Here is a 23,277-nt window from a genome sequence, read left to right as displayed (position 1 = left end):
CTTTCCCTACACGTCGCTCTTCCGATCTTACGGCGATAATATTACCGGATCCATGCGCCGCGCTATTGACGAGACCGAGCGCCGTCGCGAGAAGCAGCTTGCCCACAACGAGGCGCACGGCATTGTGCCCAAGGGCGTGCACAAATCCGTTGAGGATATTTTGGAAGCGGCGGCGGCGCCGGGGTCAAAAGCCAATCGTCGTGGACGTGACCAGCGCAAAGCAGCTGAGCCCGCCGGTGATTATCTGCTCGATGCAGAGAGCCTGGCGCCGAATGAACTAGCGAAAATGCTTAAAACGATGGAACAGCAGATGCAGGAACACGCTAAAAACCTCGAGTTTGAAGCGGCGGCCAAACTGCGCGACAAGCTTCACGAGATAAAGGAGCGTATGTTTATTAGCTAATCGGCGGCTGGGCTTGTCTTCCCCGAATTGCCTGCTTATAATGCGCGGCTCTCAACAATACGACCGTAGCTCAGTTGGTTAGAGCACCACCTTGACATGGTGGGGGTCGGTGGTTCGAATCCACTCGGTCGTACCAAATTTAAAGGCTCGCCTATGGCGGGCCTTTTTCATTTCTGGCTTTTCTTCGGGGCTAACTGGGCGCTCACTCTGAGTGGTCATTGCCAAAATCTATCATTTTAATATTAATAATCGATTTCATCTTTTTTCTGTCTGCAGGCTTACTAGTCGTGCCTGGACCGAAAAGCGCGTTGTCGCGTTTTGCGGAATAGGGAAAGAATGCTGCTGAACGCTGATTGACGACCTTGGTCAGAAAGCTGTGCTAGGTTCAAGGGCAGGTGGTGTTGCTAAAAAAATGAATACGCTGACTTAAATAATGGAGATCGACGATGACTGGTTCTTCTACCTCGGGCGGTAAATGCCCGGTAATGCACGGCGCGAATACACGCCAGGAAACGCAGGTTGCATCCTGGTGGCCCAATTCGCTGGATCTGGACTTGCTTCACCAGCACGACCGCAAGAGCAATCCAATGGCTGAGGATTTCAACTATGCAGAGGCGTTTAAGCAGCTGGATCTGGAGGCGGTTAAGAGTGACCTCAAGGCATTGATGACGGACTCGCAAGATTGGTGGCCTGCCGACTGGGGGCACTACGGTGGTCTGATGATTCGCATGGCCTGGCACGCTGCTGGCACCTACCGCATTGCCGATGGACGCGGCGGTGCGGCTACCGGTAACCAGCGCTTCGCCCCCCTAAATAGCTGGCCTGATAATGCCAATCTGGATAAAGCCCGGCGCCTGTTGTGGCCGATCAAGAAGAAGTACGGCAACAAGCTGTCTTGGGCAGACCTGATGATTTTGGCCGGTAATATGGCTTATGAGTCGATGGGGCTGAAGACCTATGGTTTCGCCGGCGGGCGCGAAGATATTTGGCACCCGGAAAAGGATATTAATTGGGGGTCTGAGAGCGAATGGCTTGGCAAGGGCCAAGACCGTATGAATAGTGATGAGCGCGGCGCGCTCGACAATCCCCTTGCGGCAGTGCAAATGGGCCTGATTTACGTGAACCCGGAGGGCGTTGATGGCAAGCCCGACCCGCTAAAAACCGCTGAAGACGTTCGCCTTACCTTTGCGCGCATGGCAATGAACGACGAGGAGACTGTAGCACTCACTGCTGGCGGTCACACGGTGGGTAAATGTCACGGCAATGGCGACGCGGAAGCCCTCGGCCCCGAGCCGGAAGGTGCCGATGTTGCTGAGCAAGGCCTGGGCTGGCGTAACCCCAATGGAAGCGGGGTAGGCCGTGACGCTGTGACCAGTGGTCTTGAGGGTGCCTGGACAACCAACCCCACCCAGTGGGACAGCGGCTATTTCTACCTGCTGTTTACCTACGACTGGGAGCTGAAAAAGAGCCCGGCTGGCGCCTGGCAGTGGGAACCGATAGACATCAAGGAAGAAGACAAGCCAGTCGATGCCAACGACCCGTCGCAGCGCCATAATCCGATTATGACTGATGCCGATATGGCGATGATTAAAGACCCCGCCTATCGCGTTATTGCCGAGCGGTTCTACAAAGACCCGGCGTACTTTTCCGAGGTGTTCGCCCGCGCTTGGTTTAAGTTAACGCACCGCGACCTTGGGCCAAAAAGCCGTTATCTGGGCGCTGACGTGCCTGCCGAGGACTTAATTTGGCAAGACCCAATTCCCGCGTCAGAAACCCGCTTGTCTGAAGGTGACGTGGAAGCCTTGAAGCGCGCGGTACTTGCCAGTGGCTTGACAGTATCTGAGTTGGTCTCCACTGCTTGGGACAGTGCGCGCACTTTCCGAAACTCGGATTGTCGCGGCGGGGCGAATGGTGGCCGTATTCGCTTGGCACCGCAGCGTGACTGGGTGGGCAACGAGCCCGAGCGTCTTAACAAAGTGTTAACAACCCTCGAGAAGGTGCGCGAAGCGCAGGGCGTGTCGGTAAGCATGGCAGACCTCATTGTACTGGCCGGTAGCGCGGCTGTTGAACAAGCCGCACAAAACGCCGGGGTGGCAGTCACTGTGCCGTTTTCACCCGGGCGCGGTGATGCCACCGCAGAGATGACAGACATTGAGTCTTTCGCGGTATTGGAGCCGCTGCACGACGCTTTCCGAAATTGGCTGAAAGCTGACTTCACGGTGTCCGCCGAAGAGTTGATGTTGGACCGCAGTCAGTTGCTGGGGCTCAGCGCGCCAGAAATGACAGTCTTGATCGGCGGGATGCGTGTATTGGGCGCAAACGCCGGTGGGAGCCAGCATGGCGTGTTTACCGACCGCGTGGGTAGTTTGACTAACGACTTCTTTGTCACGCTAACCGATATGCGTTACGCCTGGAAGCCGGTCAGCGACAACCTGTTCGAGCTGCGTGACCGCGTTAGTGGCGAGGTGAAGTGGACGGCGACACGCGTTGATCTGGTGTTTGGTTCGAATTCGATTCTGCGCTCCTATGCCGAGGTTTATGCCCAGGACGACGCCAAGGAAAAATTTGTCCGCGACTTTGTCGCTGCGTGGGTGAAGGTGATGAATGCGGATCGATTTGATCTGTAATAACCGCTGCTAGTCCCATGCTTTGGCCTGAAGACGCGCCCTGGCGCGTCTTTTTTGTTGCCCACACTATTGCGGCTTCTGTGGCCGAGGGCCTGTTAACACTAATTGAGATGCACCTGCTGGAGGTCATTTTTGCCTCCAGCTAGGCGGAGGAAGCGAAGTTTGGTGGGCCCAAACAAGCGACCTGCAACAACGCTGGGGGCAAAAATGGCGCCAGCCCTCTGGGTTGTAGCTAAAAATCCACCCCCCGTCGTCATTCGTCGCTCATTTGGGTTAACCAAACTTCTCTTCTCATTCCTGGTTTGGCGAATTTTTAGCCGCAACAGGCGTAACTCAATTAGTGTTAACAGGCCCTAGCTAGCTATTACTGCGTCCGGCATCGCTTGGCCGGTTCATATTCTTAAAGCGCTCGGCTTGATCGGAGAAATCCACTCTTTCAGCATGACATTGTTCGAACCAGCCTTTAACGCTGCGCTGGCCGCGTTGTAAGTAGTCATACAGGCTTGCGCGGAGGTTCGCAGGAATAAGTGCGTACAACACCTGGTCCTGCTCTCCGTCAAAGGCAAAACGAATCGCGTTGCTGCTTTGCTCGCTCAGTCGCTGATACAGGTCGGTGGGCGGGCAGGGGTTGTCGCAGGGCACCACCAAAACCTGCGTGTGGGATGCGCCCTCAAGCCCGGCCAGGATTCCTGCCAAGGGACCGGGGAAGTCGGGAAGCGTGTCGGGCAGGGGGCGTCCATAGTCCCGGTAGCGGTCGCTATTGCGGTTGCAGCTTACCAACACTTCATGGGCATTCTCGGCAAGCGCATCGACAATGTGGGCGATGAGCGGTCGGCCTTGCCAGTCCAGCAGGCCCTTGTCTTTGCCCTGCATTCGGCGCCCCTGTCCGCCAGCCAGAATTAACAGGCTATAGGGTTGGGCGGCATTGGTTTCAGGCATTGGGGAAAACCCTGTTTTATCCATGAGTTCGGCGTGTTCGCTGACTATGTTAGAGCTGTGCTGTGCTATCATGCCAGCGTTTTTTAGCGCTGTCGGATACTCTCCCTATGACAACCCTGCTTGCCATCGATGCTTCAACATCGGCGTGTTCTGTTGCGCTGATGCATGAAGGGCAGGTGTACGAAGATTTTCGTATGCTGCCTCGCGCCCACACGCGATTTTTACTGCCCATGGTGGATGAGATGTTAGCTGCGCATTCACTGCCGCTCGCGCAGATGGATGCACTGGTTTTTACGGCGGGCCCGGGTTCTTTTACGGGCTTGCGGGTGGCCATTGCCACGGTGCAGGGTTTGGCCTTTGCGGCGGAATTGCCAGTAGTGCCGATTTCAACCCTGGCGGCGATGGCGCAGTTCTACGCTGAGCGAGAGGGCGTGGCCGAAGGCACAATGATATTACCGGCGCTGGATGCGCGCATGGACGAGGTGTATTTCGGTCGCTATCAGTACCGCGATGGCGTGGTTGCACCGCTAAACGCCGATCAGTTGCTGCCACCTGAGCAAGTCGACAATACGGCTGCGGGCGCAGCGGGTATCGGCGATGGCTGGACCTATGCAGAGCGCTTTGGCGATGCCCCGCCAGCCACTGTTGACCAAACGATCCTACCGAGTGCCGCCGCCGCGCTGCAGCTGGCAAAGCCAGATGTGTTGGCAGGGAAGGTGTTGCCTGCCGAGCAGGCCCAGCCGGTTTATTTACGCGAAAGCGTGGCATGGAAGAAGCAATAATCAGTACCTTATAAACAATAGAAAATCAGTCACAGTGTGGGCCGGCCCGAGGCCCTGCTCACACTACAATTGCACTGGCATAAACAGCCTCAAGCAAATTCGATAGATAGGAAAGCGTGTAATGGATGCACTGCAAGCGGTGATATTAGCGGCAATTCAAGGCTTAACGGAGTTTTTGCCGATCTCCAGTTCCGGGCATTTAGTCCTGCCGCAAACCTTGCTGGGCTGGGAAGATCAGGGCCTTGCTTTTGATGTTGCCGTGCATGTGGGGTCGCTGTTGGCGGTGCTGGCGTACTTTCGTAAAGACGTTAGCACACTGCTTACCGCCTGGACGCAAAGTGTGGTGGCACGGCAACACAGCGCCGACAGCCGGCTTGCATGGATGGTGATTGTGGCAACACTGCCCGCCGTGGTTGCCGGGCTGATCTTTAACGATATTATCGAGCAACACCTGCGCGGCGGGGTGGTGCTGGCAACAACGACGTTAGTGTTTGGCGTGATTCTCGGTTTGGTTGATCGCTACTCGAGCCACAGCCGCAGTATTGCTGATATCGGCCTGCGCATTGCGTTGTTAGTTGGCTTCGCACAAGCGCTGGCGTTGGTGCCGGGCACGTCGCGATCGGGGATCACCATGACCGCGGCACTGTTATTAGGCTTGGGACGCAGCGATGCCGCGCGCTTCTCCTTCTTGTTGTCCATGCCCATTATTGCGGCGGCGGGTAGTTATAAATTACTGGAATTACTGCAGCATGGCAGTGATGTCGCCTGGCAGCTGCTGGCAATTGGCCTGGCCGTTTCGGCGGTAACAGCCTACGCCTGTATCAGCGTATTTATGAAGTGGGTGGAGCGAGTCGGCATGATGCCCTTTGCCATATACCGAGTGGTACTGGCGATAATTATCTACGCTGTCGTGCTAGCCTGATCGAGCAGCATAGCAACGCGGTGAAACAAGACGGGTGACGGTGATGAAGGCAGCATTTTTAGGTTTGGGGGTGATGGGCTTCCCGATGGCGGGGCATGCCGCGAAGGCCGGGGTAGATCTGCGCGTATACAACCGCAGTGTGGAAAAAGCCCAACGCTGGCAAGCGACTTATTCCGACTGCGTTGCCGCGAGCGTCGCGGACGCGGTGGCAGATCGGAACGTTGTCGCAGTCTGTCTGGGCGCCGACGCTGATGTGCGCGAGGTGCTGTGTGGCGAACAAGGCGTGTTTGCCCATATGCCGCGTGGCGGTGTTGTGGTCGACCATTCCACCACCTCTGCCGAGCTGGCAAGAGAGATGGCGCAGGCCGCTGCACATGCCGGCCTGCAGTTTGTTGATGCACCCGTATCGGGTGGCCAAGCGGGAGCGGAGTCCGGCAAGCTCACAATAATGGCGGGCGGTGAGCCGGCAGCTTTCGCCAAGGCTGAGCCGTTATTACAGTGCTATGCGGCGCGGTACCGTCTTCTTGGCGCGGTTGGCAGTGGTCAGTTGGCGAAAATGGTCAACCAGATCTGCATTGCCGGCCTGCTACAGGGGTTGGCGGAAGGAATGAACTTTGGTCAGCGCGCGGGCTTGGATATGTCGGCGGTTGTGGATGTGATCAGCGCCGGTGCCGCCCAGTCCTGGCAGATGGATAATCGAGCGGAGACCATGCTGACCGGGGAATTTGACTTTGGCTTTGCCGTGGACTGGATGCGCAAGGACCTGTCGTATGTACTCGACGAGGCGCGTCGGCAAGGCAGCAGCCTACCTGTGACGGCCTTGGTCGATCAATTTTACGCACAGGTGCAAAGCCTGGGCGGCGGTAGGAAAGACACATCAAGTTTGCTGTTAGCACTGCAGGCATCGCAGCAACATGCACGTTCTTCCAGCGACAAGGGTTAGCGAGTGATCGGATTGAATATGGATAAACAAACGTTTAACCAGCAGTTGATGGCATTTTTAGATGCCAGCCCGACGCCGTTTCACGCGGCGAGCAATATGGCTGCAGCGCTGGATGCTGCGGGTTTTATCGCGCTGGATGAGCGTGATGATTGGTCGCTTGAAGCGGGCAAGGGCTACTATACCCTGCGCAACGGCGCTTCAATTGTGGCGTTTCGAGTGGGTCTGGGTGATGTTGCCCAGCAGGGCTGGAAGATGGTCGGTGCCCACACTGACAGCCCCTGCTTGAAGGTGAAGCCCAACCCGGTACTGCACAAGAAGGGGTATTTTCAGCTCGGTGTGGATGTGTACGGCGGCGCGCTGCTCAACCCCTGGTTTGATCGCGACCTAGGCCTAGCAGGCCGCATTAGCTACCGCAGCCAGGATGGCGAGTTACGTAATCGCCTGATTAACACCGAGCGAGCGATTGGTTGTATTCCCAGCTTGGCGATTCATTTGGACCGAGAGGCCAACAGTAACCGTAGTATTAATGCCCAGACCGATCTGCCGGTATTGATCAGTCAGCCTGAGAAAGCCCCCGACTTCAACGCTCTGCTCAAACAGTTGCTGATTGAGCAGGGCGGTAGTGATGTCGACACGGTTTTAGACTACGAACTGAGCTTTTACGACGTGCAGGGCGCTGCCCTAATCGGGCTTGAGCAAGAGTTTATTGCCAGTGCGCGTTTGGACAATCTGCTGTCTTGTTTTATCGGCTTGCAAGCCTTGCTGTCGGCACCCTCCGATCAACACAGTGTGCTTGTCAGCAACGACCATGAAGAAGTTGGCAGTATGTCGAGCAGTGGTGCTCAGGGGCCCATGTTGGAGTCGGTGTTGCGCCGTATTGCCGGAGATGAAAGCCGCTGGCAGCGGGCCATTGCTCATTCTTTAATGATCTCGGCAGACAATGCGCACGGTGTTCACCCCAATTTCAGTGACCGCCACGACGCGAATCATGGGCCGCTGCTGAACCGCGGCGCCGTAATAAAAATTAACGTCAATCAGCGCTACGCCACCAACAGTGAAACCAGCGCGGCCTTCCGACATCTATGCCAGCAGTGTCAGCAGCCGGTGCAGAGTTTTGTGGTGCGCAGCGACATGGCTTGTGGGAGCACGATCGGGCCGATTACATCCTCTGCACTGGGTGTGGCAACGCTGGATATCGGTGTGCCGACCTTTGCTATGCACTCAATACGTGAGCTTGCCGGCGCCGATGATGCGGTTGGATTAAGTCAGGTACTGGCAGCGTTCTACGCGCGGCAATAGTGCTGCGCGCAGAACGCCCCATGGCGCAAATGTGTTACTCGCCCTTGAAGCTTGGCTTGCGGCGCTCTACAAATGCGGCCAAGCCCTCTTGACCATCCGCGCTGCCCACACAGTGTGAAATTCCGCGGCTCTCCTGTTCGAGCTGGCATTCCAGTCCGTTTTCGTAGCTGCTCAGCAGCAGTGCGCGTGCGCGCGCATAGGCTTCGGTAGGGCCCGCTGCGAGTTGCGCGGCAATCTTGTCAGTTTCCGTAGCGAGGTCCTCGTCGGCAACCACCTTGGTGAGCAGTCCCCAGTCCAGTGCCTCGGCAGCACTGAGAACGCGGTTGGTGTAAATCAATTCCTGCGCGCGGCGCAGGCCGACCAAGCGCGGCAGCCAAGTGGTCGAGCCGCCATCTGGGCTGACCGCGATGCCGGTGTAGGCCATAGTGAACTTCGCCTTTTCGGAAGCCAGCACAATATCGCCAGACATCGCCAAGCTAAAACCGGCGCCGGCGGCAGTGCCATTTACCGCGATAATCAGCGGCGCGCGCATACGGGCAAAACGCGAGTTGGCGGCGTGCAGGTTGGCGGTAATTTCTTTAATCAGTTGCGGTGCCTCATCGCCCGCTTGATGAAAGCTTTGTACATCGCCGCCGGCACAAAACATTTTGCCATCAGCAGTGAGCACGACCGCGCGCACATCGGAATTGCTGTCACATAAAATGGCCGCTTGCGCCAGCTCCTGAGCCATTTGTAGATTTAGGCTGTGTGCCGCGTCGGGGCGGTTTAGCGAAATGCGAGCGATGCCGTTTTCAAGTTCGAAGCGCAGGGTGTCAAATTGGCTCATGTCAGTGCTTGCCTATTGTTGTGAATGAACGTGGCGCGGGGCCAGATAGTGGGGAAAGAAGGGTAGTGCAGCACTGTAGTCGGGTCAACGAGTATACTTTCGACGATTTTGTAATGTGAGGGGAAACTGTGCGGATCTTGCTATTGTCGGCCTACCACGCGAATAGCCACAAAGCCTGGGCTGACGGCCTGGTGACGGCGATGCCAGCACATCAGTGGACGGTGCTGACGCTGCCGCCACGCCATTTTAGTTGGCGATTACGCGGTAATAGCCTGAGTTGGGCAATGCTGCAAAGTGAACTGCTAAATGCTGACTACGATCTGCTGGTCGCCACATCGATGACCGATTTATCTGCTCTGCGAGGCTTATGCCCGTCGCTTTGCCGCTTACCGACGCTGGTGTATTTCCACGAGAACCAGTTCGCCTACCCTGTGAGCGCGCAGCAGCGACAGGGCGTTGAACCTCAGATGCTAAATTTGTACACCGCCCTGGCGGCAGACAAGGTGCTGTTCAATAGCGACTATAACCGCCAAACGTTTATCGAGGGCGCCGATAGGCTGTTGGCTAAGTTGCCGGACTTCAGCCCGCGCAGTGAGGTGATGACCCGGCTTAGCGACAGCGAGGTGCTGCCAGTGGGTATTGCGCCGCCAGCACCAGCCGCGCCGCGCTTGCCGAGCGAGCGCTTGTCGGTGTTGTGGAATCACCGCTGGGAATACGATAAAGGCCCGGAGCAATTGCTCTTGGTATTGCAGGCTTGCGAGCGCGCCGCCTTGCCTATCGATATACACATTATTGGCCAACAGTTTCGCAAACGCCCCAAGGCTTTCAGTGACATTGAACGCTTGCTTACCCGCAGCCAGTCCCTGGCCTGCGAGCATTTTGGCTACGTGGAAAGCCGTGATCAGTACGAAAAACTTCTGGCCGCCAGTGATGTGGTGCTGTCGACGGCGCTGCACGATTTTCAGGGTTTGGCGGTGATGGAGGCTGTCGCGGCGGGTTGCCGACCATTGTTGCCAGCGCGCTTGTGTTACCCGCAGTGGTTTGATGCGCCGTATTTATACGACAGCGCCCTGGATGCGCCCGCTGCCGAAGCGGAGTCGGCCGGTCAGGCACTGGCTGCATTGCTGGCCGAGAAGCACAGTGGGGCGCTACAGACGCCCGATATTTCCGACTTATATTGGCCGTATATCGCCGCGGAGTATCAGCGTCATTTCGATGCGCTTTGCCGCTAAGCGGCGGTGACAGCGCATCTAGCAGTCAGTATCATAGGCGGCTTTTCGTTTTCCGTGAATACAGGACAGCATCATGGCCAAGCCCCGGGTTCTCACCGGTATTACCACCACTGGCACGCCGCATTTGGGCAACTATGTTGGGGCAATTCGCCCTGCAATTGCAGAGAGTCAGTCCACCGAGCAAGACAGTTTTTTCTTTCTGGCCGACTATCACGCGTTGATCAAATGCCAGGATCCGGCGGCGGTACATCAGTCTGCCCGTGAGATTGCGGCTACGTGGCTGGCGTTGGGCCTGGATACGGATCGCACTACCTTCTATCGCCAGTCTGATGTGCCGGAAATCACGGAGTTAATGTGGGTGCTCAACTGTGTGGCGAGCAAGGGGTTGATGAACCGCGCCCACGCCTATAAGGCGGCGGTGCAGGACAATCAGGAAAAAGGCGAGGACGCCGATTTCGGTGTCACCATGGGGCTGTTCTGTTACCCGGTGTTAATGGCGGCAGATATCCTGATGTTTAACGCGCAGCGTGTGCCGGTGGGGCGTGATCAAACCCAGCACTTGGAAATGGCGCGCGATATCGCTCAGCGTTTTAACCATATTTACGGTGAAACATTTGCCCTGCCAGAGGCCGTTGTCGATGAAGACGTGGCGGTGCTCAGTGGCTTGGATGGCAGAAAAATGAGTAAGAGCTACGGCAATACCATTCCGCTGTTTTTGCCTGAGAAAAAACTCAAAAAACACATCAATAAAATCAAAACCAATCTGCTGGAGCCGGGTGAGCCCAAAGACCCAGATGACTCAACGGTTTTTCAAATTTGGCAGGCCTTTGCCAATGCCGAGCAAACGGCGTACATGCGCCGCGAGTTTGAAAACGGTATTGCCTGGGGCGAGGCCAAAAAGCAGTTATTTGAATTGATCAACGATCAAATTTCTGCGGCGCGCGAGCGTTACGATGCCATGCTCAACGACGGCAGTTACCTCGATGCTGAGCTGGCCAAAGGCGCAGAGAAAGCCCGCGCCGAGGCGGCAATGATGCTCGATAAAGTGCGCGGTGCGGTGGGTTTGTCACGCTTCGGCTAATGATGCGTGGCGTTTAGCCGCTGCGCTGCTGATGACAATGCCCAGCGCGATTGCAGCGGCACCTGCCCACGCCGAGGCGGCAATGATGCTCGATAAAGTGCGCGGTGCGGTGGGTTTGTCACGCTTCGGCTAATGATGCGTGGCGTTTAGCCGCTGCGCTGCTGATGACAATGCCCAGCGCGATTGCAGCGGCACCTGCCCACGCCCCTGGCGGGTATTGCTCGCCAAGTAACGAGGCGGATATCAGCATGCTGACTGAGGCCGCCACGTAGCCCAGCTGGCTGAGCAGTACGGGGCCGCCGCGTTGCTGCAATCGGAATATCAGCGGCGCAGTTGCTGCAGCAATCAGTAACTGCGCGCTGCTTAGTGCCGGTGCCAAACCAAACTGAAAAAGGCTTTGTGGTCCACTGGTAGTGATAAGTAGAAGCAAGTAGCTGAGGCTGGCAAAACCGTGGCTCCACAGAGCGAGCTCGTCTGCCGCGGCGCCGGGTGGCCAGTCCCAGCTGCGGTAGATATTTCCCGCGGCAAGAAGCATCGGAATACACAATGCCAGCAGCATATATCCCAGCTCGGGCGCATCGACGGCGCTGCCGCGCGAGATGCTGACCACCGCGGCGCCCAACAAACCTAACACCACGCCCAATACGCCGAGACCGCTAGTGGTTTGCTGGCGCAATAGCGCGGCAAAAACGAGTGTGAACAGCGGTGACAGGGCAAACATCAATCCTGTATAGCCCGCCCCACTGTGCGGCACACTGATTACCAGCAATAGGTTCGGTGCAGCAAAACTGAGTGGCCCGGCGATAAGGCAGTAGCGCAGGTGCTGGCCGCGTGGGCGCTGTAAACGGCCCTGTAACCAGAGCGCAGGAAGCAGGGCTATGACGGCGCCAAGGGACGTGAGCATGGCCCAAAAAAGCGGGCTCAAGCCGTTAGCCGATGCCATCTTTGCCATCGGAAAGCTGAGGCCAATCAAGGATCCGGACATCAGGAGTAGCCGCGAGGCGTCCAATTTTTGCGGCGACTGTTGGGCCCCTTCCATTTCAGGACACCTCCGTAGCGCGGCGTCCGGCGTAGGCGATTGCTGACAGGGGTAAGCGCGGGCGCCGTGTCTCCTGGTTGCGCAGCGTCGCGGGTAAGTCGTTAGCTTGACCTAAATAGCCTACTGCTACCGCGACCTGCAGCTGCCAGTGATTGGGGAGCAACTGTGCAGAAACGGCCCGCTCGCGGTGGATACCTGCCATGGCATGCGTTTGCAGGCCAAGGTGCTCCGCTTGCAGTGCCAGCTGCATCCATGCCGCGCCACAGTCAAATTGGTGGTAGGGCAGAGCGCGAGTTTTCCCGCCACTTTGATGCTCAGGTGTTGATGCGATCAGGATCAGTGCGGAGGCCTGTTGCGCCCAGCTGCGATTGAATTCGTCGAGCACCGAAACAAAGCTTTGCCAGTATTCGTCGTTGCGCAGGCTGTAGACGAACCGCCAGGGCTGGCTGTTATAGGCCGACGGGGCCATGGCAGCCGCTGAAATCATCGACAGTATTTGCTTATGGTCCACGCCGCGGTCTGAAAACGCGCGCGGAGACCAGCGCCGTTCAATGGCGGGCAGCATATCCGCTGGGGTGTTGAGAGAGGGGGTGGACATATCAGTGCTCCTTGCTCTGGGGCAGTAGAGGGATCGCGATGGGGCGAAGAGGGGCCGCATCGGCGCCGCGCAGTCGCAGCCCGGCCGCGATGAATGCGAACTCGTACACCCGGTCCTTTGCCAACTCCTCAAGGTAGGCGAGTTCGATAATGGGAACCCCGCGTTGTGCAAGCAGGTAGGTGTGCACGGGGACATAGTCGCTGTCGAGCTCAGAGGGAAAGGCTTCCAGACTGAGGTTATCGGCGCCGACCACCATTACGCCGGCGTCTTCGGCGAGATACTTGGCCGCTTCCAGGCCGAGTCCGGGCGGAGAGTCCATGTAGGCCGCGGCGCGCTCGTAACGTTGCATGCGGCCGGTTCTTAGTAGCACAACGTCGCCTGGCTGCAGTTGCAGGCGTTGGCGAGCAAGGCTAGCGAGGATGTCGCCTTTCGTAATGCGGTAGCCGTCTGGCAGCACAGCCTGTTGGTGCAGAGCGGCGATATCCAGCATTACGCCGCGGGCGATGATGGGTGGGAATTTTTCAACGCCGCCACGTTGCCAGCCGCGATCGCCAAGGTATTTCGCCGCGGGGAAACCGTTCCATATTTTGCCATTGAGGCCAAAGTGACTCAGTGCGTCGATATGTGTGCCGGTGTGGCTGTACATGGAAATAGCCGAGCCGCTGTAGCTGACGTGGCGGTTTTTCTGCTTTCCTTGCTCAAGCGGGTCGTCAATGACGGTGCCGCCTGGGGTGTGGGTCATCCACAGTCGGTAGTGCGGGTCGCCGGCGGCCTGCCAGCTGGGCATGCCGATGTAATAGTCCACCGATAGGTCGTAGATGCGCTGGCTGGTCAGGCGCATAAAAATAGCGGCGCGCTGCTCGGCATTCATGGTGTTGAGCTGGCCTATTTCATCTGTTGCGCCCCATGGGCTTATGCCCACATCTCGTTCTGCGTGGGCGTGGCTTAGCAACCCGGCGAACAGCAGCAGTAGGGTGAGGCGTTTCATGCTTTGGTCTCCTGACGTAAAAACAGGTGGCCAGCCTAGCGCGCTCAATTGTTTTTATAATCCGCCTTATTGGAATAATATTGTTTCCAAATTAAATATAATTGGTGGCCTATGCTGGATGACATCCATGTTTTTGCTCAGGTGGTCGATGCTGGCAGTTTTACCGAAGCGGCAACACGGCTGAATATATCCAAGTCGCTGGTCAGCAAGCAGGTGAGTCGCCTAGAAGCGCGCTTGCAGCTTCGTTTACTCAATCGCAGTACGCGCAGTTTGAGCCTAACGGACGCCGGGCGCCGCTTTTATTCACGGTGCCGAGGTGGTTTGCAGGAGATTGATGCCGCCATAGAAGACCTCGCGCTTATGCGCGACGAGCCGGCGGGTTTGCTGCGCATAAACCTGCCAATGTCATTTGGGGTGATGCATGTTTCGCCCTTGCTGCCGGCGTTACAGCAGCGCTTTCCTGAGCTCGATCTGGAGGTCAATTTAGATGATCGAAAGGTCGAACTCATTGAACCGGCCTTTGATGTGTCTATCCGTATTAGCGATCTTGCAGACTCCAGCATGGTGGCACGGCGCTTGGGGCCCTGTCGGCACCTGTTGGTGGCTTCTCCAGAGTATGTAAAAGCGAACCCGCTGAGTGACGTGGCTGGATTAGCAGAGCATCGAATTCTAAGTTATCGCCATCAACAGTCGTCAACCGAGTGGCACTTTACCCACCCTGAGCACGGTCACCAGAGTGTGCGTTTGCGCCCGGTAGCAGAGCTGAATAACAGCCTTGCTATCAAACAGATGGCGGTGCAGGGGGGGGGCATTGCGCGAATGCCGAGCTTTGCCGTTGCCCAGGATATTTGCGAAGGCCGTTTGCAAGCAGTATTGGCGGGCTATCAATGCCCGGAGCTGTCAATCTTTGCCGTGTATCCGGTGCGGCGCTACCTGCCTCCGAAGGTACGTGTTTTTATCGATTTTATGTTGGAGCACATTGGTGAAAACCCGGCCTGGGACAGCGCCTTGACGCTCTCAAATCAACACTAAAAACGTGCAGACAGCGAGATGCCCAGGGGGCCGAGGGTGAGTGTTGTGCCATTGCGATGGCGCAGCGAGAGCTCGAAGCGCTCCGAGTCGGACCGAAGCTGCAACTTTGGCAGCCGCTGCGCGGGCACAATCGCTGAGCGTACGGTCTCCGGGGTCACGATAACCTGATCGAGCGACTGGCCGGCAAAATCGCGTTCAGTCTGAGCGCTGGCTGCACTACTGAGCAGTAATATTAACAGGGCTGTAAATATGGCGGTGTATGTCATCGCTGCTCTCCGAATTCGCGGTGTCGCTGGTTACTGACTATTGCGAAATTGCCGAACAGAGAAAATACGGGAAGCGCGGGAAGGTGACCTGGGTCTCGCTGTGTTTGGGTAAGCCGCAGCGTAGCTATGGAGTTATACCTAGGCAGGGTAAGACCCTGCCCAGGCTATTGGGGCTAGAAATTGACGCCAAGCTCAACAAAGACGCTGCGGGGCTCGCCGATAAAGTAACGGTAGTTGCCAAACGCATAGTCGGCGCGCTCTGCGTAGTCGACATCCTCAATGTTATTTACCCGTACCACGCTGTAGACGTGCTCACCGTAGTGCTGCACCCAGCGAGCATGAAGCAGTGTATGCCCGGGGTAGCGGAAGCGGTTGTCGGCTTCGAGGAAGTACTCACTCTGGTGCACGGCTTCAAGGCTGAGCACCGTGCTTGGGGTGGCCTGCCAGATGAGTTGTGTGCTGGCGAGCTGACGTGGGGCAGTGTCGAGTTCGTTGCCGGCTTTGGTCAGTGCATCGTTGTCGTACTGGTGCTTGCCGTAGCTGCCTTGCAGGCGCCAAAGCAGCTGCTCGGTGAGCGCCCAGTTCACTTCAAGTTCCAGGCCTCGGCTTTCTGTGCGCCCGCCGTTTATATTCTGGCGGTTGCTGTCTTGAATAATGACGTCGTCTTTTTGCAGCCAGTACACCGCACTTCGATAGCTGAAATTCTGCCACTCGCCGCGCAGTCCGATCTCTGCACTATTCAGCAGCTCCTCCTCCAGTTTGGATGTGAGCTGCTGATTTTGCAGGCGATAGAGTTCACTGGCCTGAGGCGCCCGAAAGCCGTGGGCGAGGTTGGCGGTAAAGCTGTGATGGGCGTTTAACTGGTGGACCACTCCGCCGTGGAAAGACCAATTTCTAAAACGTTCGCTTTGGTCGTCTGGCCGCGCGTAGCGACAGGCACCGTTGCCCGTTGCACAGGGGGTGCCATCGTCGGCGGTGTTGCCGCTAATCATGCGGTTGTCGTAGTCGTAAAACTGAATATCGTAACGCCCGCCGAAGTTCAGGCGAGTTGTATCGCTGACCTCATAGTCACCGCCAACAAACCAAGCGAAATAGCGGGCATCGACTTCGTAGTCGTAGTGTTTTCCCTGGGGGAAAGGGCCAAAGCCGGCGCTGTCCTGCTGCTGCTCCAGGTAGGCTTGGCTCAGTTCCATGTCAAAGCCGTTGTGCAGGGTAAGTTTGTCGCTGCTTTGCTGGTAGAACGCCGTTTGCACACCGACGCTGCGCTCGCCATTTTCTTCAAGCGGGGTGCCGGGAAGAAAATGCTGTAGAAAGCTCATATCGGTGTAGCGCAGATACGGCGTGACTACAAAGTGGCTGTCCTGGGTGCCATCGCGTTCAAAACGGCTGTAAAAGCGCACATTTTTGCTATTGCGGTATGCGTCGGGGTTGGGGTTTTCACGCTTGCGGCTGTCGTCTTTGTAGGCGTCTTTGCCGAGCACGTATCCCGCGGTTTCTTGTTGCAAGTTTGCCGCGGATAGCAGCGACTGCACCGACCAGACTGCGCCGCTGTAGTTGTGGCGTAGCGACAGCTTTTGCTGGTCATAGCCAGAATCATCTTTGTAACCGCCATCGCTGCTGCCGTGTGCGCTAATGCGATAGCCGTGCTTGCCCACGGTGTTGCTATGGCTAAACTTGAGACGGCCGTAGTCATTGGGACCGCCTTCCGCGGCGATCTGCGTTTCTGGTGTATCGCTGGGCGCCCGGCTGACAACGTTGATAACGCCATTGAGGGCGTTGCTGCCGTGCACGGCAGTACCGGGGCCGCGAATCACCTCAATGCGGGCCGCTTGTTCGCTGTTTACATCAAAAAGTTGGTTGACGTTGCAGAAGCCAGGGCCGCGCAGCGGGATACCGTCTTCAGCGAAGTAGAACGCGCCACAACTTCCCGCGCCTGTGAGCACCCCGGAGCGAATCGCGGTGAGGTGTTCCTGACCGTTGCCGCGGCTTATCCACACCCCCGGCGCACGGCTCAGTAGCTCGCTAATGTGGGTATGACCGATTCGGTCGAGGCTGTCTTGGTCTATCACGCTGATAGCGACGCTTAAATCCTGCGGGTCGCGCTCGGTTCGGCTAGCCGTAACGGACACTTGCTCCATCGTTGTGCTGGTGCTTGGTGCCTGATCCGCCCAGAGTAGAGGGCTCATGCCTGCCAGCAGCAGGCTTAGTGGGCGCAGTCTTACAAGATTCATTCGGTTCGATCCCGTTAGTGTCAGGGTGGCTAGTAGCAGGGTGAATATTACACGATTCGGATAAACAAGCCTTCAGATGAGGCAAGTACGTCGTCGCCATCACGGCACTCACCGTGGGCGATAATTTTGCGCTCACCGATATCTTCCAGCCACGTGTCGAAGCGCAGCGTTTTGTATAGCGGGACAGGGCGCCGGTAATTGACCTTCAGCGATGCGGTATAGCCCGGGGTGCCATTGCGCAGGCAGGCAAAGGCCAGCAATTGGTCGAAAACCAGGCTCGTCACGCCGCCGTGCACGCTATTTGGCGGGCCCTCGTGACGTTTGCCAAAGCAGATATCACTGACTACGCGGTCATTCTCTACCACAACTTCCATATCGGGAGAGTACGCATTGTAGCGGCCGGTGGCGGGGCCGTAGGGCAGGGCCTCGCGCAGCTCATCACCAAACTCCATATTGAAATAGGGCATGATCTTCTCGCCCTGGTGAGCACTGAGCTGATCGTTCAGCGCTTCCACCTGGCTGGCAAGTTCAGCGAGCCGCTCCGCATCGGCGTTAACGTCAATGCTGAGTTCTAGACTTTCCTGTAGCGCCCGACTTAGGCGAAGCAATTGCGATGAGGCAGTATTGGCCGACATGTGTCCGTCGTTCCTTATTGTAATGACTAAATAAAACAAGAGCCGCAGTGTAATAGCCACCGTTATGCTTGCAAAGTCCTTGCGAGGCGTATCTAGTGAGCGGTTGTTTTTATCGGTTGCTATATCGGGGCTTGTTAGTAGGTGGAGGCGTACTTAATGGTGCGACCAAGGGGAAGCGATGGCTCGCTGCATCATGTCGCGTCGATGAGAGCCGTTTTTTTAACAAACGCGCAATAACGCCGCTAGGGTAAACTGCTGATGGTAGTTCGTTGGGCGCAGACAATAAGGCATCTTTATGCATAACTTTGCACGGAATTTATTCAAACCCTTGCTCTTGTTGCCGGTAATTGCTATAGGCGGCTGTGCGGGCTTTGATTTGTCCGGTCAGTGGGGGCGCGAAAATGCGATCGCCGGAAATTATCAGCATGATTATGCTGAATTGCATATGAATGGTGTACGAAATTTATGCATGAATTTAGTGAAGGTCCATAACTTCAAAGGCTTTGATCATTGTATTGCTCAGATGGAAATGCATCATGTTGCTGATGGTCGCTTGATGTCTAGGAATCCTATGGGATATGACCAGAGTTCTCGTGATTATACGACTGCGCTTATTAGTGGCCTTAAAGCCGAAGCGGCTTTGAGTCGTGCCCAGATTGCGATGGTGCCGGTGTACTTAGAACCTGCCGTCAATGCTGTGCGTGGTCAGCCCGGTGCTTTTATCCTCAATGAAGTTAAGTATATCGACCACGGGCGTGCCCAACTAGCCCCGCTCGTACTCGGTGTTGCGGCCGTCTATGAGGGGCTGTATGGCTCCACTGGTGCCGCGCGGGAGTATTTGCAAGAGCTATCAGCGGTTGACGTGAGCGGCATGTTAGTTAGCTATATGGAGCCTGAAAAACGTGCTTGGTTGGCCAGAGGGTATATTGCGATTGGGGATTATATCTCGGCGCTTAATACGCTAACCAATGAGGAGGCCAAGACCGATAAACTGCTCTACGAGGCAATGATGAAGCTCAATCCAGCCTACTATTTAGTGGGCGCGTTGACGGGTGCATCAACCGATAAGTGGGATCGGTACTTCAGCTTGGAAAGCGAAGCGATGATGTGCCACACCCTGTACAAGTTGAAGGCAAAAAGTGCTGAGTCCTGCTATCAGCAATTATTGCAGCATGAATTTATTGATGTATTTGGCGGTCTGAAATTTGCCGCACTGCAAGAATACGGTCGGCTACAGTTATCCGCAGGCAACGACGACATTGCCATCAGCGTACTGAGCGAAGCGGTTGAGCTGCTTGAAGCGCAGCGCTCGAGTCTATCGCTGGATACCTCCAAACTGGGTTTCGTCAATGACAAGCTCTCGGTGTATCGCGATTTGGTCGCGCTGTATGTAACGCGAGACCGAGCTGATCGCGCAATAGAATATGCGGAGCGTGCAAAGGCACGGGCGCTCATTGATTTGTTGGCCTCCCGTGACGCACAACCTGAGCTGCAAGGTAGCGATCAACTGCAAGAACTTCTCGCCTCTATTAACGATGCGGAGACCTCTCTCACGGCGATTAATCTGAATGATGATAGTCAGCGTTCAGTCACCCGAGGATTGCTGCGTAAATACCAGAACAGCCTTCAAGAAATGGCGCCGGAATTTACCTCATTGCGGACTGTGACCTCGCCGCGTATTGCCCAACTGCAATCCTCCTTGCAGGAGGGCGAAGGCCTGTTGGAATACTTTGGCGAGGGTGACGATCTCTGGGTGTTTATCCTTAGCCGTCAAGGTGTGTCTGCGGCCAAGCTGCCGGTCACTAACCTCGACACCCAAGTAGCGGCGCTGCGCAGTGATTTGCAAAACCCCAACTCCACCCAGTTTGAGCGCAGCAGCCACCAGTTGTACGTCAGCCTAGTGCAGCCCGTAGAAGATGCTATACAAGGTTTTAAACGCCTTACAGTTGTCCCTCATGGAACACTGCATTACCTGCCTTTTGCAGCCTTGTACGACGGTGAGCGTTATTTGCTCGAGCACTTTGAAGTTCGCGTCTTGCCAAGTGCCTCGGTTCTCCAATTTTTGAATAAAGACTCGCAAAGCGAAAACCGTCGTATGTTGGTGCTGGGTAACCCTGATCTAGACGATGCCTCGATGGACCTGCCAGGAGCCGAGGTTGAGGCTATTAATCTCGGTCAGATGCGCCCCGATACCAATGTTTTGCTGCGTAAAAACGCCAGCGAGACCCTGCTGAAGGCTAATGCTGGAAATTATCGATACTTACACATCGCGTCCCACGGTATTTTTAACGCCGAAGACCCGATGGCTTCGGCTTTACTGCTTTCGGCGAGTGATCGGGACGATGGGTTGTTATCGGTCGCAGAGTTATTTGATTTGCGGCTAAATGCGGATCTGGTCACGCTCTCGGCCTGCGAGACTGCGCTCGGAGAAGTTACTGGCGGCGACGATGTGATCGGTTTTACCCGCGGTTTTCTGTACGCGGGGGCGGAGTCGATCGTCTCCAGTTTGTGGAAGGTAAGCGATGCGGCGACCAATCAGCTGATGCAGGCCTTTTATCAAAGTTTGCCGGAGCAGGGGAAGAGCGCAGCGTTGCGGCAGGCGCAGTTGGCATTGAAGGGTGGAGAGTATAGGCACCCATACTACTGGGCAGCCTTCCAGCTAACGGGGCAATATGACTGATTTTAAGGTGATAGCAATGATGATGGCTGACCGGCGTAAACAGATTTCTTTTATATCAGTATGGATCACGCTGTTCTGCGTTCATGGCAGCTATGCACAAGAGATGGTTGGGGTCGGTTATAGCGACTCCCGGGAGAGGGCGGTGCAGCTTGCATATGTTGATTTGGCTCAGCAGCTCTTTGTGCGAGTGGAGTCCACAACCGAAGTTCGGCAAAGCTATGAGGGTAGTAGTTTTTCCCAACGCTCGATTTCAGAGACGGATATTCCCCTTTTGCAGGTTCCCGTTAGCTGCGAGGCCACGAGTAAGGAGTACGAGTGTCACGCAGTATTTGACTCTGAGGCCGCACGGCCACGCTACCAAAGCGCCCTGGCGCAATCTGAAATTGGGCTACGTGATGACTTCGTCCGCTATCAATCAGCAAGCGCCGATGCGAAGTACCCCGCTGGAAAAGCTTTGGCCACAGCCTTGAATAATTATCAAAAGCTTCGCCGCGTCGCTGGATTTCTGGGCTTGGGCTCCGAGTTCAACCACCGTGATATCGCCTCGGTTGTGGAAAAATGGCAGTCGTCAGCGCGCTTTAATGTCTCGTCGTTGCGCGCTGCCGCTGCGCTGATTGTTGACGACGTTGCAGAAGCGAATGTGAGCGTCGCGCCGCCGTTTACGCCGGATTCGCAAGAGTTGACCCCATTTGGGCGCGCATTTCTCAAGGAGCTTGAGACGCAGCTAGGCGCCAGACTAAAAAAGCAGGCACCGCGCTATAAACTGCTTGGCAGTTATATGGTGACCGATAAGGGTATGGACCTTAGTTACGAACTAGTCGATCTGCAGGGCAATAGCACTGTGCAAGTAAAGCAAATTCATCTGCTTCCAGCGGCGTATTCCACCTATGAGACCGAGCCCAGTTCAATAGATTTCGACCAGCTATTGCGCAAAGGTTTAGCTGTCTCTGGCGATTTTTCGGTTGCGGTGGCCACAAATAAAGGTATGCGGAATTTGGCTTTTGAGGCAGGGGACTCGCTGGAGCTTTTAGTGAAGCTAAATCGTCCCGGTTATTTTTATGTGGTCGGTTATAGTGCCGAAAGTGGCAGAGACATACAGTATTTATTGCCGGTTTCTTATGGCAATGGTCGCGAGCAATTTGTTCAATATGTATCTGCCGAGCAAGTGAACAGGTGGGTGTCGTTGGGCGAGTTCGAAGTTTCGCCGCCGTTTGGCACAGAGCGACTTCAAGTGTTCGCTTCTGAGGACACGCCAGTGGACAATCTGCCTCTATATTTTTACGACGCGACTAGTGGCTACTTCTTGATAGGAGAGCAGAAAACAAATCAAGTACGTAGTGATCGGACTAGAGGGTTAAAGAAGATTCGCAAAGCAGCGAAAGCAAAGGCCGAATCTTTCTTAGTTTTTTCTACTTATGAATAAGCTGGCTACGTTTATCAGCTAACTTAGGAAGGGATGGTACCAGAGGCCGGACTCGAACCGGCACGCCCGTGAAGGCAAGGGATTTTGAATCCCTCATGTCTACCAATTTCATCACTCTGGCATTGAGGAGGCGGGATTATAGCAGCCTTGTTTAATCGGTCAATCCATCGGCTAAAAAAATTGCGGTTTTCGCGCTAAATGTCGATGAATGGAGTCCGAAAGCGATTTCCGTTAATCTTGCGGCCTTTATTTTTAGTGATCGAGAGTATGCAGCGCCGCGACTTTTATTTTGATCTGCCTGATGAACTGATTGCGCGTTATCCTGCCCAGCAGCGCGACGGGAGTCGCCTGTTGGTGTTACAGGGTGACGGCAGGCTCGAGCACCGGCAGTTTCCTGATTTACTCGACTATCTGCGCGAGGGGGATTTGCTGGTATTTAACGACACCAGAGTGATTCCCGCGCGGCTATTTGGCGCAAAGGAATCAGGTGGGCGCATTGAGATATTGATCGAGCGCTTGATCGATGAACACCATGCCCTGGCCCATATACGGGCGAGCAAATCGCCGAAGGCGGGCAGCCGCTTGTTCCTGGCTGAGGATGCGGAGGCGCCAGTTGGCAGTGATGCGGTTGAGGTGCTTGGCCGCCAAGGTGCCTTGTTTGAGTTGTGCTTTGATGCGCCGTTGTTAGAGCAACTCAATACCTATGGCCACATGCCGTTGCCGCCTTATATCGACCGTGCGGACGACGCAGAGGATCAGCAGCGCTACCAGACGGTGTACGCTAAACGCGATGGTGCGGTAGCCGCGCCGACGGCGGGTCTGCATTTTACCGAGGACTTTCTCGCGGCATGTAAGGCAAAGGGCGTTGAACAAGCCTTTGTGACGCTGCATGTCGGGGCGGGAACCTTTCAGCCGGTGCGCGCAGATGACATTCGCGATCACGAAATGCACGCCGAGTATATTGAAGTGTCGGCCGCCGTCGCCGAGCAGGTCAGGGCAACTCGCGCCCGCGGCGGGCGTGTGGTCGCCGTGGGCACCACCAGCGTGCGCAGCTTAGAGAGCGCTTCCCAGGGTGGTGAAATTGCGGCATTTTCCGGTGATAGCCGAATTTTTATCTACCCTGGCTATCAGTTTAAGAGCGTGGATGCCTTGTTTACCAACTTCCACCTTCCGGAGTCCACGCTCATTATGCTGGTCAGCGCCTTAGCTGGTCAGGCGCCGGTGATGGCGGCCTATCGCGAAGCGGTGGCCGAGCGTTATCGCTTTTTCAGTTATGGTGATGCCATGCTGGTTTTCCCCACTTTGCAGCAGGAGTCCCTAAATGACTGATG

At 56.0% G+C, this 23,277-nt stretch carries 20 protein-coding genes and 2 tRNA genes; 13 read left to right on the top strand and 9 right to left on the bottom strand.

The annotated features are described in order from the left end of the window. The 3 genes from ABNS66_RS11690 to katG form a co-directional block, all read left to right on the top strand. Window positions 1-403: UvrB/UvrC motif-containing protein (locus ABNS66_RS11690; RefSeq protein ID WP_348655330.1), on the top strand; the 403-nt coding region annotated here is incomplete at its 5' end. A 59-nt stretch (window positions 404-462) separates the two neighbouring features. Then, window positions 463-539, top strand: a tRNA-Val gene (locus ABNS66_RS11685). A 310-nt stretch (window positions 540-849) separates the two neighbouring features. Further along, window positions 850-3,030, top strand: a complete 2,181-nt coding sequence (gene katG, locus ABNS66_RS11680; protein ID WP_286836900.1) for a catalase/peroxidase HPI — start codon at window positions 850-852, stop codon at window positions 3,028-3,030. Between the two features lie 357 nt (window positions 3,031-3,387). Here the strand turns inward: katG and mobA are convergent, their stop codons facing one another. Beyond that, on the bottom strand, window positions 3,388-3,969 hold the full coding sequence (mobA, locus tag ABNS66_RS11675; RefSeq protein WP_286836902.1) for a molybdenum cofactor guanylyltransferase MobA: 582 nt from the start codon (window positions 3,967-3,969) through the stop codon (window positions 3,388-3,390). Between the two features lie 107 nt (window positions 3,970-4,076). Here mobA and tsaB point away from each other — a divergent pair, with 107 nt between their 5' ends. The 4 genes from tsaB to ABNS66_RS11655 all read left to right on the top strand — a co-directional run bounded on the left by tsaB (window position 4,077) and on the right by ABNS66_RS11655 (window position 7,915). Next, the gene (gene tsaB / locus ABNS66_RS11670; RefSeq protein ID WP_286694904.1) at window positions 4,077-4,751 is read left to right on the top strand and encodes a tRNA (adenosine(37)-N6)-threonylcarbamoyltransferase complex dimerization subunit type 1 TsaB; all 675 of its coding nucleotides are present in this window, start codon (window positions 4,077-4,079) and stop codon (window positions 4,749-4,751) included. A gap of 121 nt (window positions 4,752-4,872) precedes the next feature. After that, the gene (locus tag ABNS66_RS11665; protein ID WP_027872785.1) at window positions 4,873-5,673 is read left to right on the top strand and encodes an undecaprenyl-diphosphate phosphatase; all 801 of its coding nucleotides are present in this window, start codon (window positions 4,873-4,875) and stop codon (window positions 5,671-5,673) included. Window positions 5,674-5,716: 43 nt separating this feature from the next. Next, on the top strand, window positions 5,717-6,616 hold the full coding sequence (locus tag ABNS66_RS11660) for an NAD(P)-dependent oxidoreductase (RefSeq protein ID WP_286694905.1): 900 nt from the start codon (window positions 5,717-5,719) through the stop codon (window positions 6,614-6,616). A gap of 18 nt (window positions 6,617-6,634) precedes the next feature. Further along, window positions 6,635-7,915, top strand: a complete 1,281-nt coding sequence (locus ABNS66_RS11655; RefSeq protein WP_286694906.1) for a M18 family aminopeptidase — start codon at window positions 6,635-6,637, stop codon at window positions 7,913-7,915. 34 nt (window positions 7,916-7,949) lie between these two features. Here ABNS66_RS11655 and ABNS66_RS11650 read toward each other — a convergent pair whose 3' ends face one another. Beyond that, the gene (locus ABNS66_RS11650; RefSeq protein ID WP_204995719.1) at window positions 7,950-8,741 is read right to left on the bottom strand and encodes an enoyl-CoA hydratase-related protein; all 792 of its coding nucleotides are present in this window, start codon (window positions 8,739-8,741) and stop codon (window positions 7,950-7,952) included. Window positions 8,742-8,869: 128 nt separating this feature from the next. Between ABNS66_RS11650 and ABNS66_RS11645 the strand changes: the two genes are divergently transcribed. Further along, window positions 8,870-9,973 (top strand): DUF3524 domain-containing protein, encoded by a 1,104-nt coding sequence (locus tag ABNS66_RS11645; protein ID WP_286694907.1) that lies wholly within the window; start codon window positions 8,870-8,872, stop codon window positions 9,971-9,973. 73 nt (window positions 9,974-10,046) lie between these two features. Further along, window positions 10,047-11,054 (top strand): tryptophan--tRNA ligase, encoded by a 1,008-nt coding sequence (locus ABNS66_RS11640; protein WP_286694908.1) that lies wholly within the window; start codon window positions 10,047-10,049, stop codon window positions 11,052-11,054. A gap of 118 nt (window positions 11,055-11,172) precedes the next feature. Here ABNS66_RS11640 and ABNS66_RS11635 read toward each other — a convergent pair whose 3' ends face one another. From ABNS66_RS11635 to ABNS66_RS11625, 3 genes are read right to left on the bottom strand one after another with little or no spacing between them, the layout of a single operon-like run. After that, window positions 11,173-12,093 carry a DMT family transporter gene (locus ABNS66_RS11635; protein ID WP_286694909.1) on the bottom strand — a complete coding sequence of 307 codons (921 nt, stop codon included), beginning with the start codon at window positions 12,091-12,093 and terminating at the stop codon, window positions 11,173-11,175. A 1-nt stretch (window position 12,094) separates the two neighbouring features. Continuing rightward, window positions 12,095-12,691 carry a nitroreductase family protein gene (locus ABNS66_RS11630; RefSeq protein WP_286694910.1) on the bottom strand — a complete coding sequence of 199 codons (597 nt, stop codon included), beginning with the start codon at window positions 12,689-12,691 and terminating at the stop codon, window positions 12,095-12,097. 1 nt (window position 12,692) lies between these two features. Beyond that, window positions 12,693-13,679 (bottom strand): cyclase family protein, encoded by a 987-nt coding sequence (locus ABNS66_RS11625; protein WP_286694911.1) that lies wholly within the window; start codon window positions 13,677-13,679, stop codon window positions 12,693-12,695. Between the two features lie 111 nt (window positions 13,680-13,790). On the opposite strand from ABNS66_RS11625, the gene ABNS66_RS11620 reads away from it, so the two are divergent. After that, complete coding sequence (locus ABNS66_RS11620; protein ID WP_286694912.1) at window positions 13,791-14,711, top strand: LysR family transcriptional regulator; 921 nt, start codon at window positions 13,791-13,793, stop codon at window positions 14,709-14,711. Here ABNS66_RS11620 and ABNS66_RS11615 read toward each other — a convergent pair. The 3 genes from ABNS66_RS11615 to ABNS66_RS11605 form a co-directional block, all read right to left on the bottom strand. Continuing rightward, complete coding sequence (locus ABNS66_RS11615) at window positions 14,708-14,977, bottom strand: hypothetical protein (protein WP_286694913.1); 270 nt, start codon at window positions 14,975-14,977, stop codon at window positions 14,708-14,710. The genes ABNS66_RS11620 and ABNS66_RS11615 overlap by 4 nt on opposite strands. 173 nt (window positions 14,978-15,150) lie before the next feature. Beyond that, window positions 15,151-17,208, bottom strand: coding sequence for a TonB-dependent receptor (locus ABNS66_RS11610; protein ID WP_286837660.1), 2,058 nt, complete (start codon window positions 17,206-17,208; stop codon window positions 15,151-15,153). Window positions 17,209-17,255: 47 nt separating this feature from the next. After that, the gene (locus tag ABNS66_RS11605; protein WP_204995710.1) at window positions 17,256-17,843 is read right to left on the bottom strand and encodes a PaaI family thioesterase; all 588 of its coding nucleotides are present in this window, start codon (window positions 17,841-17,843) and stop codon (window positions 17,256-17,258) included. A 295-nt stretch (window positions 17,844-18,138) separates the two neighbouring features. Between ABNS66_RS11605 and ABNS66_RS11600 the strand changes: the two genes are divergently transcribed. Continuing rightward, a complete protein-coding gene (locus ABNS66_RS11600) occupies window positions 18,139-20,523 on the top strand; it encodes a CHAT domain-containing protein (RefSeq protein ID WP_286694915.1) in 2,385 nt (794 codons plus the stop codon). Beyond that, complete coding sequence (locus ABNS66_RS11595) at window positions 20,516-21,946, top strand: DUF4384 domain-containing protein (RefSeq protein WP_286694916.1); 1,431 nt, start codon at window positions 20,516-20,518, stop codon at window positions 21,944-21,946. Before ABNS66_RS11600 ends, ABNS66_RS11595 begins: the two co-directional genes overlap by 8 nt. Window positions 21,947-21,980: 34 nt before the next feature. Here the strand turns inward: ABNS66_RS11595 and ABNS66_RS11590 are convergent. Continuing rightward, window positions 21,981-22,067: transfer RNA gene (locus ABNS66_RS11590), tRNA-Leu, on the bottom strand. Window positions 22,068-22,213: 146 nt separating this feature from the next. Between ABNS66_RS11590 and queA the strand changes: the two genes are divergently transcribed. Next, window positions 22,214-23,275, top strand: a complete 1,062-nt coding sequence (gene queA, locus ABNS66_RS11585) for a tRNA preQ1(34) S-adenosylmethionine ribosyltransferase-isomerase QueA (protein WP_286694917.1) — start codon at window positions 22,214-22,216, stop codon at window positions 23,273-23,275. Window positions 23,276-23,277: the final 2 nt, after the last annotated feature.

Origin of the sequence: uncultured Spongiibacter sp. (genome assembly GCF_964011655.1) — a bacterium.
Classification (GTDB): domain Bacteria; phylum Pseudomonadota; class Gammaproteobacteria; order Pseudomonadales; family Spongiibacteraceae; genus Spongiibacter; species Spongiibacter marinus.
Note: the sequence above shows the minus strand (reverse complement) of the source record. Positions and strands in the feature narration are given on the sequence as shown.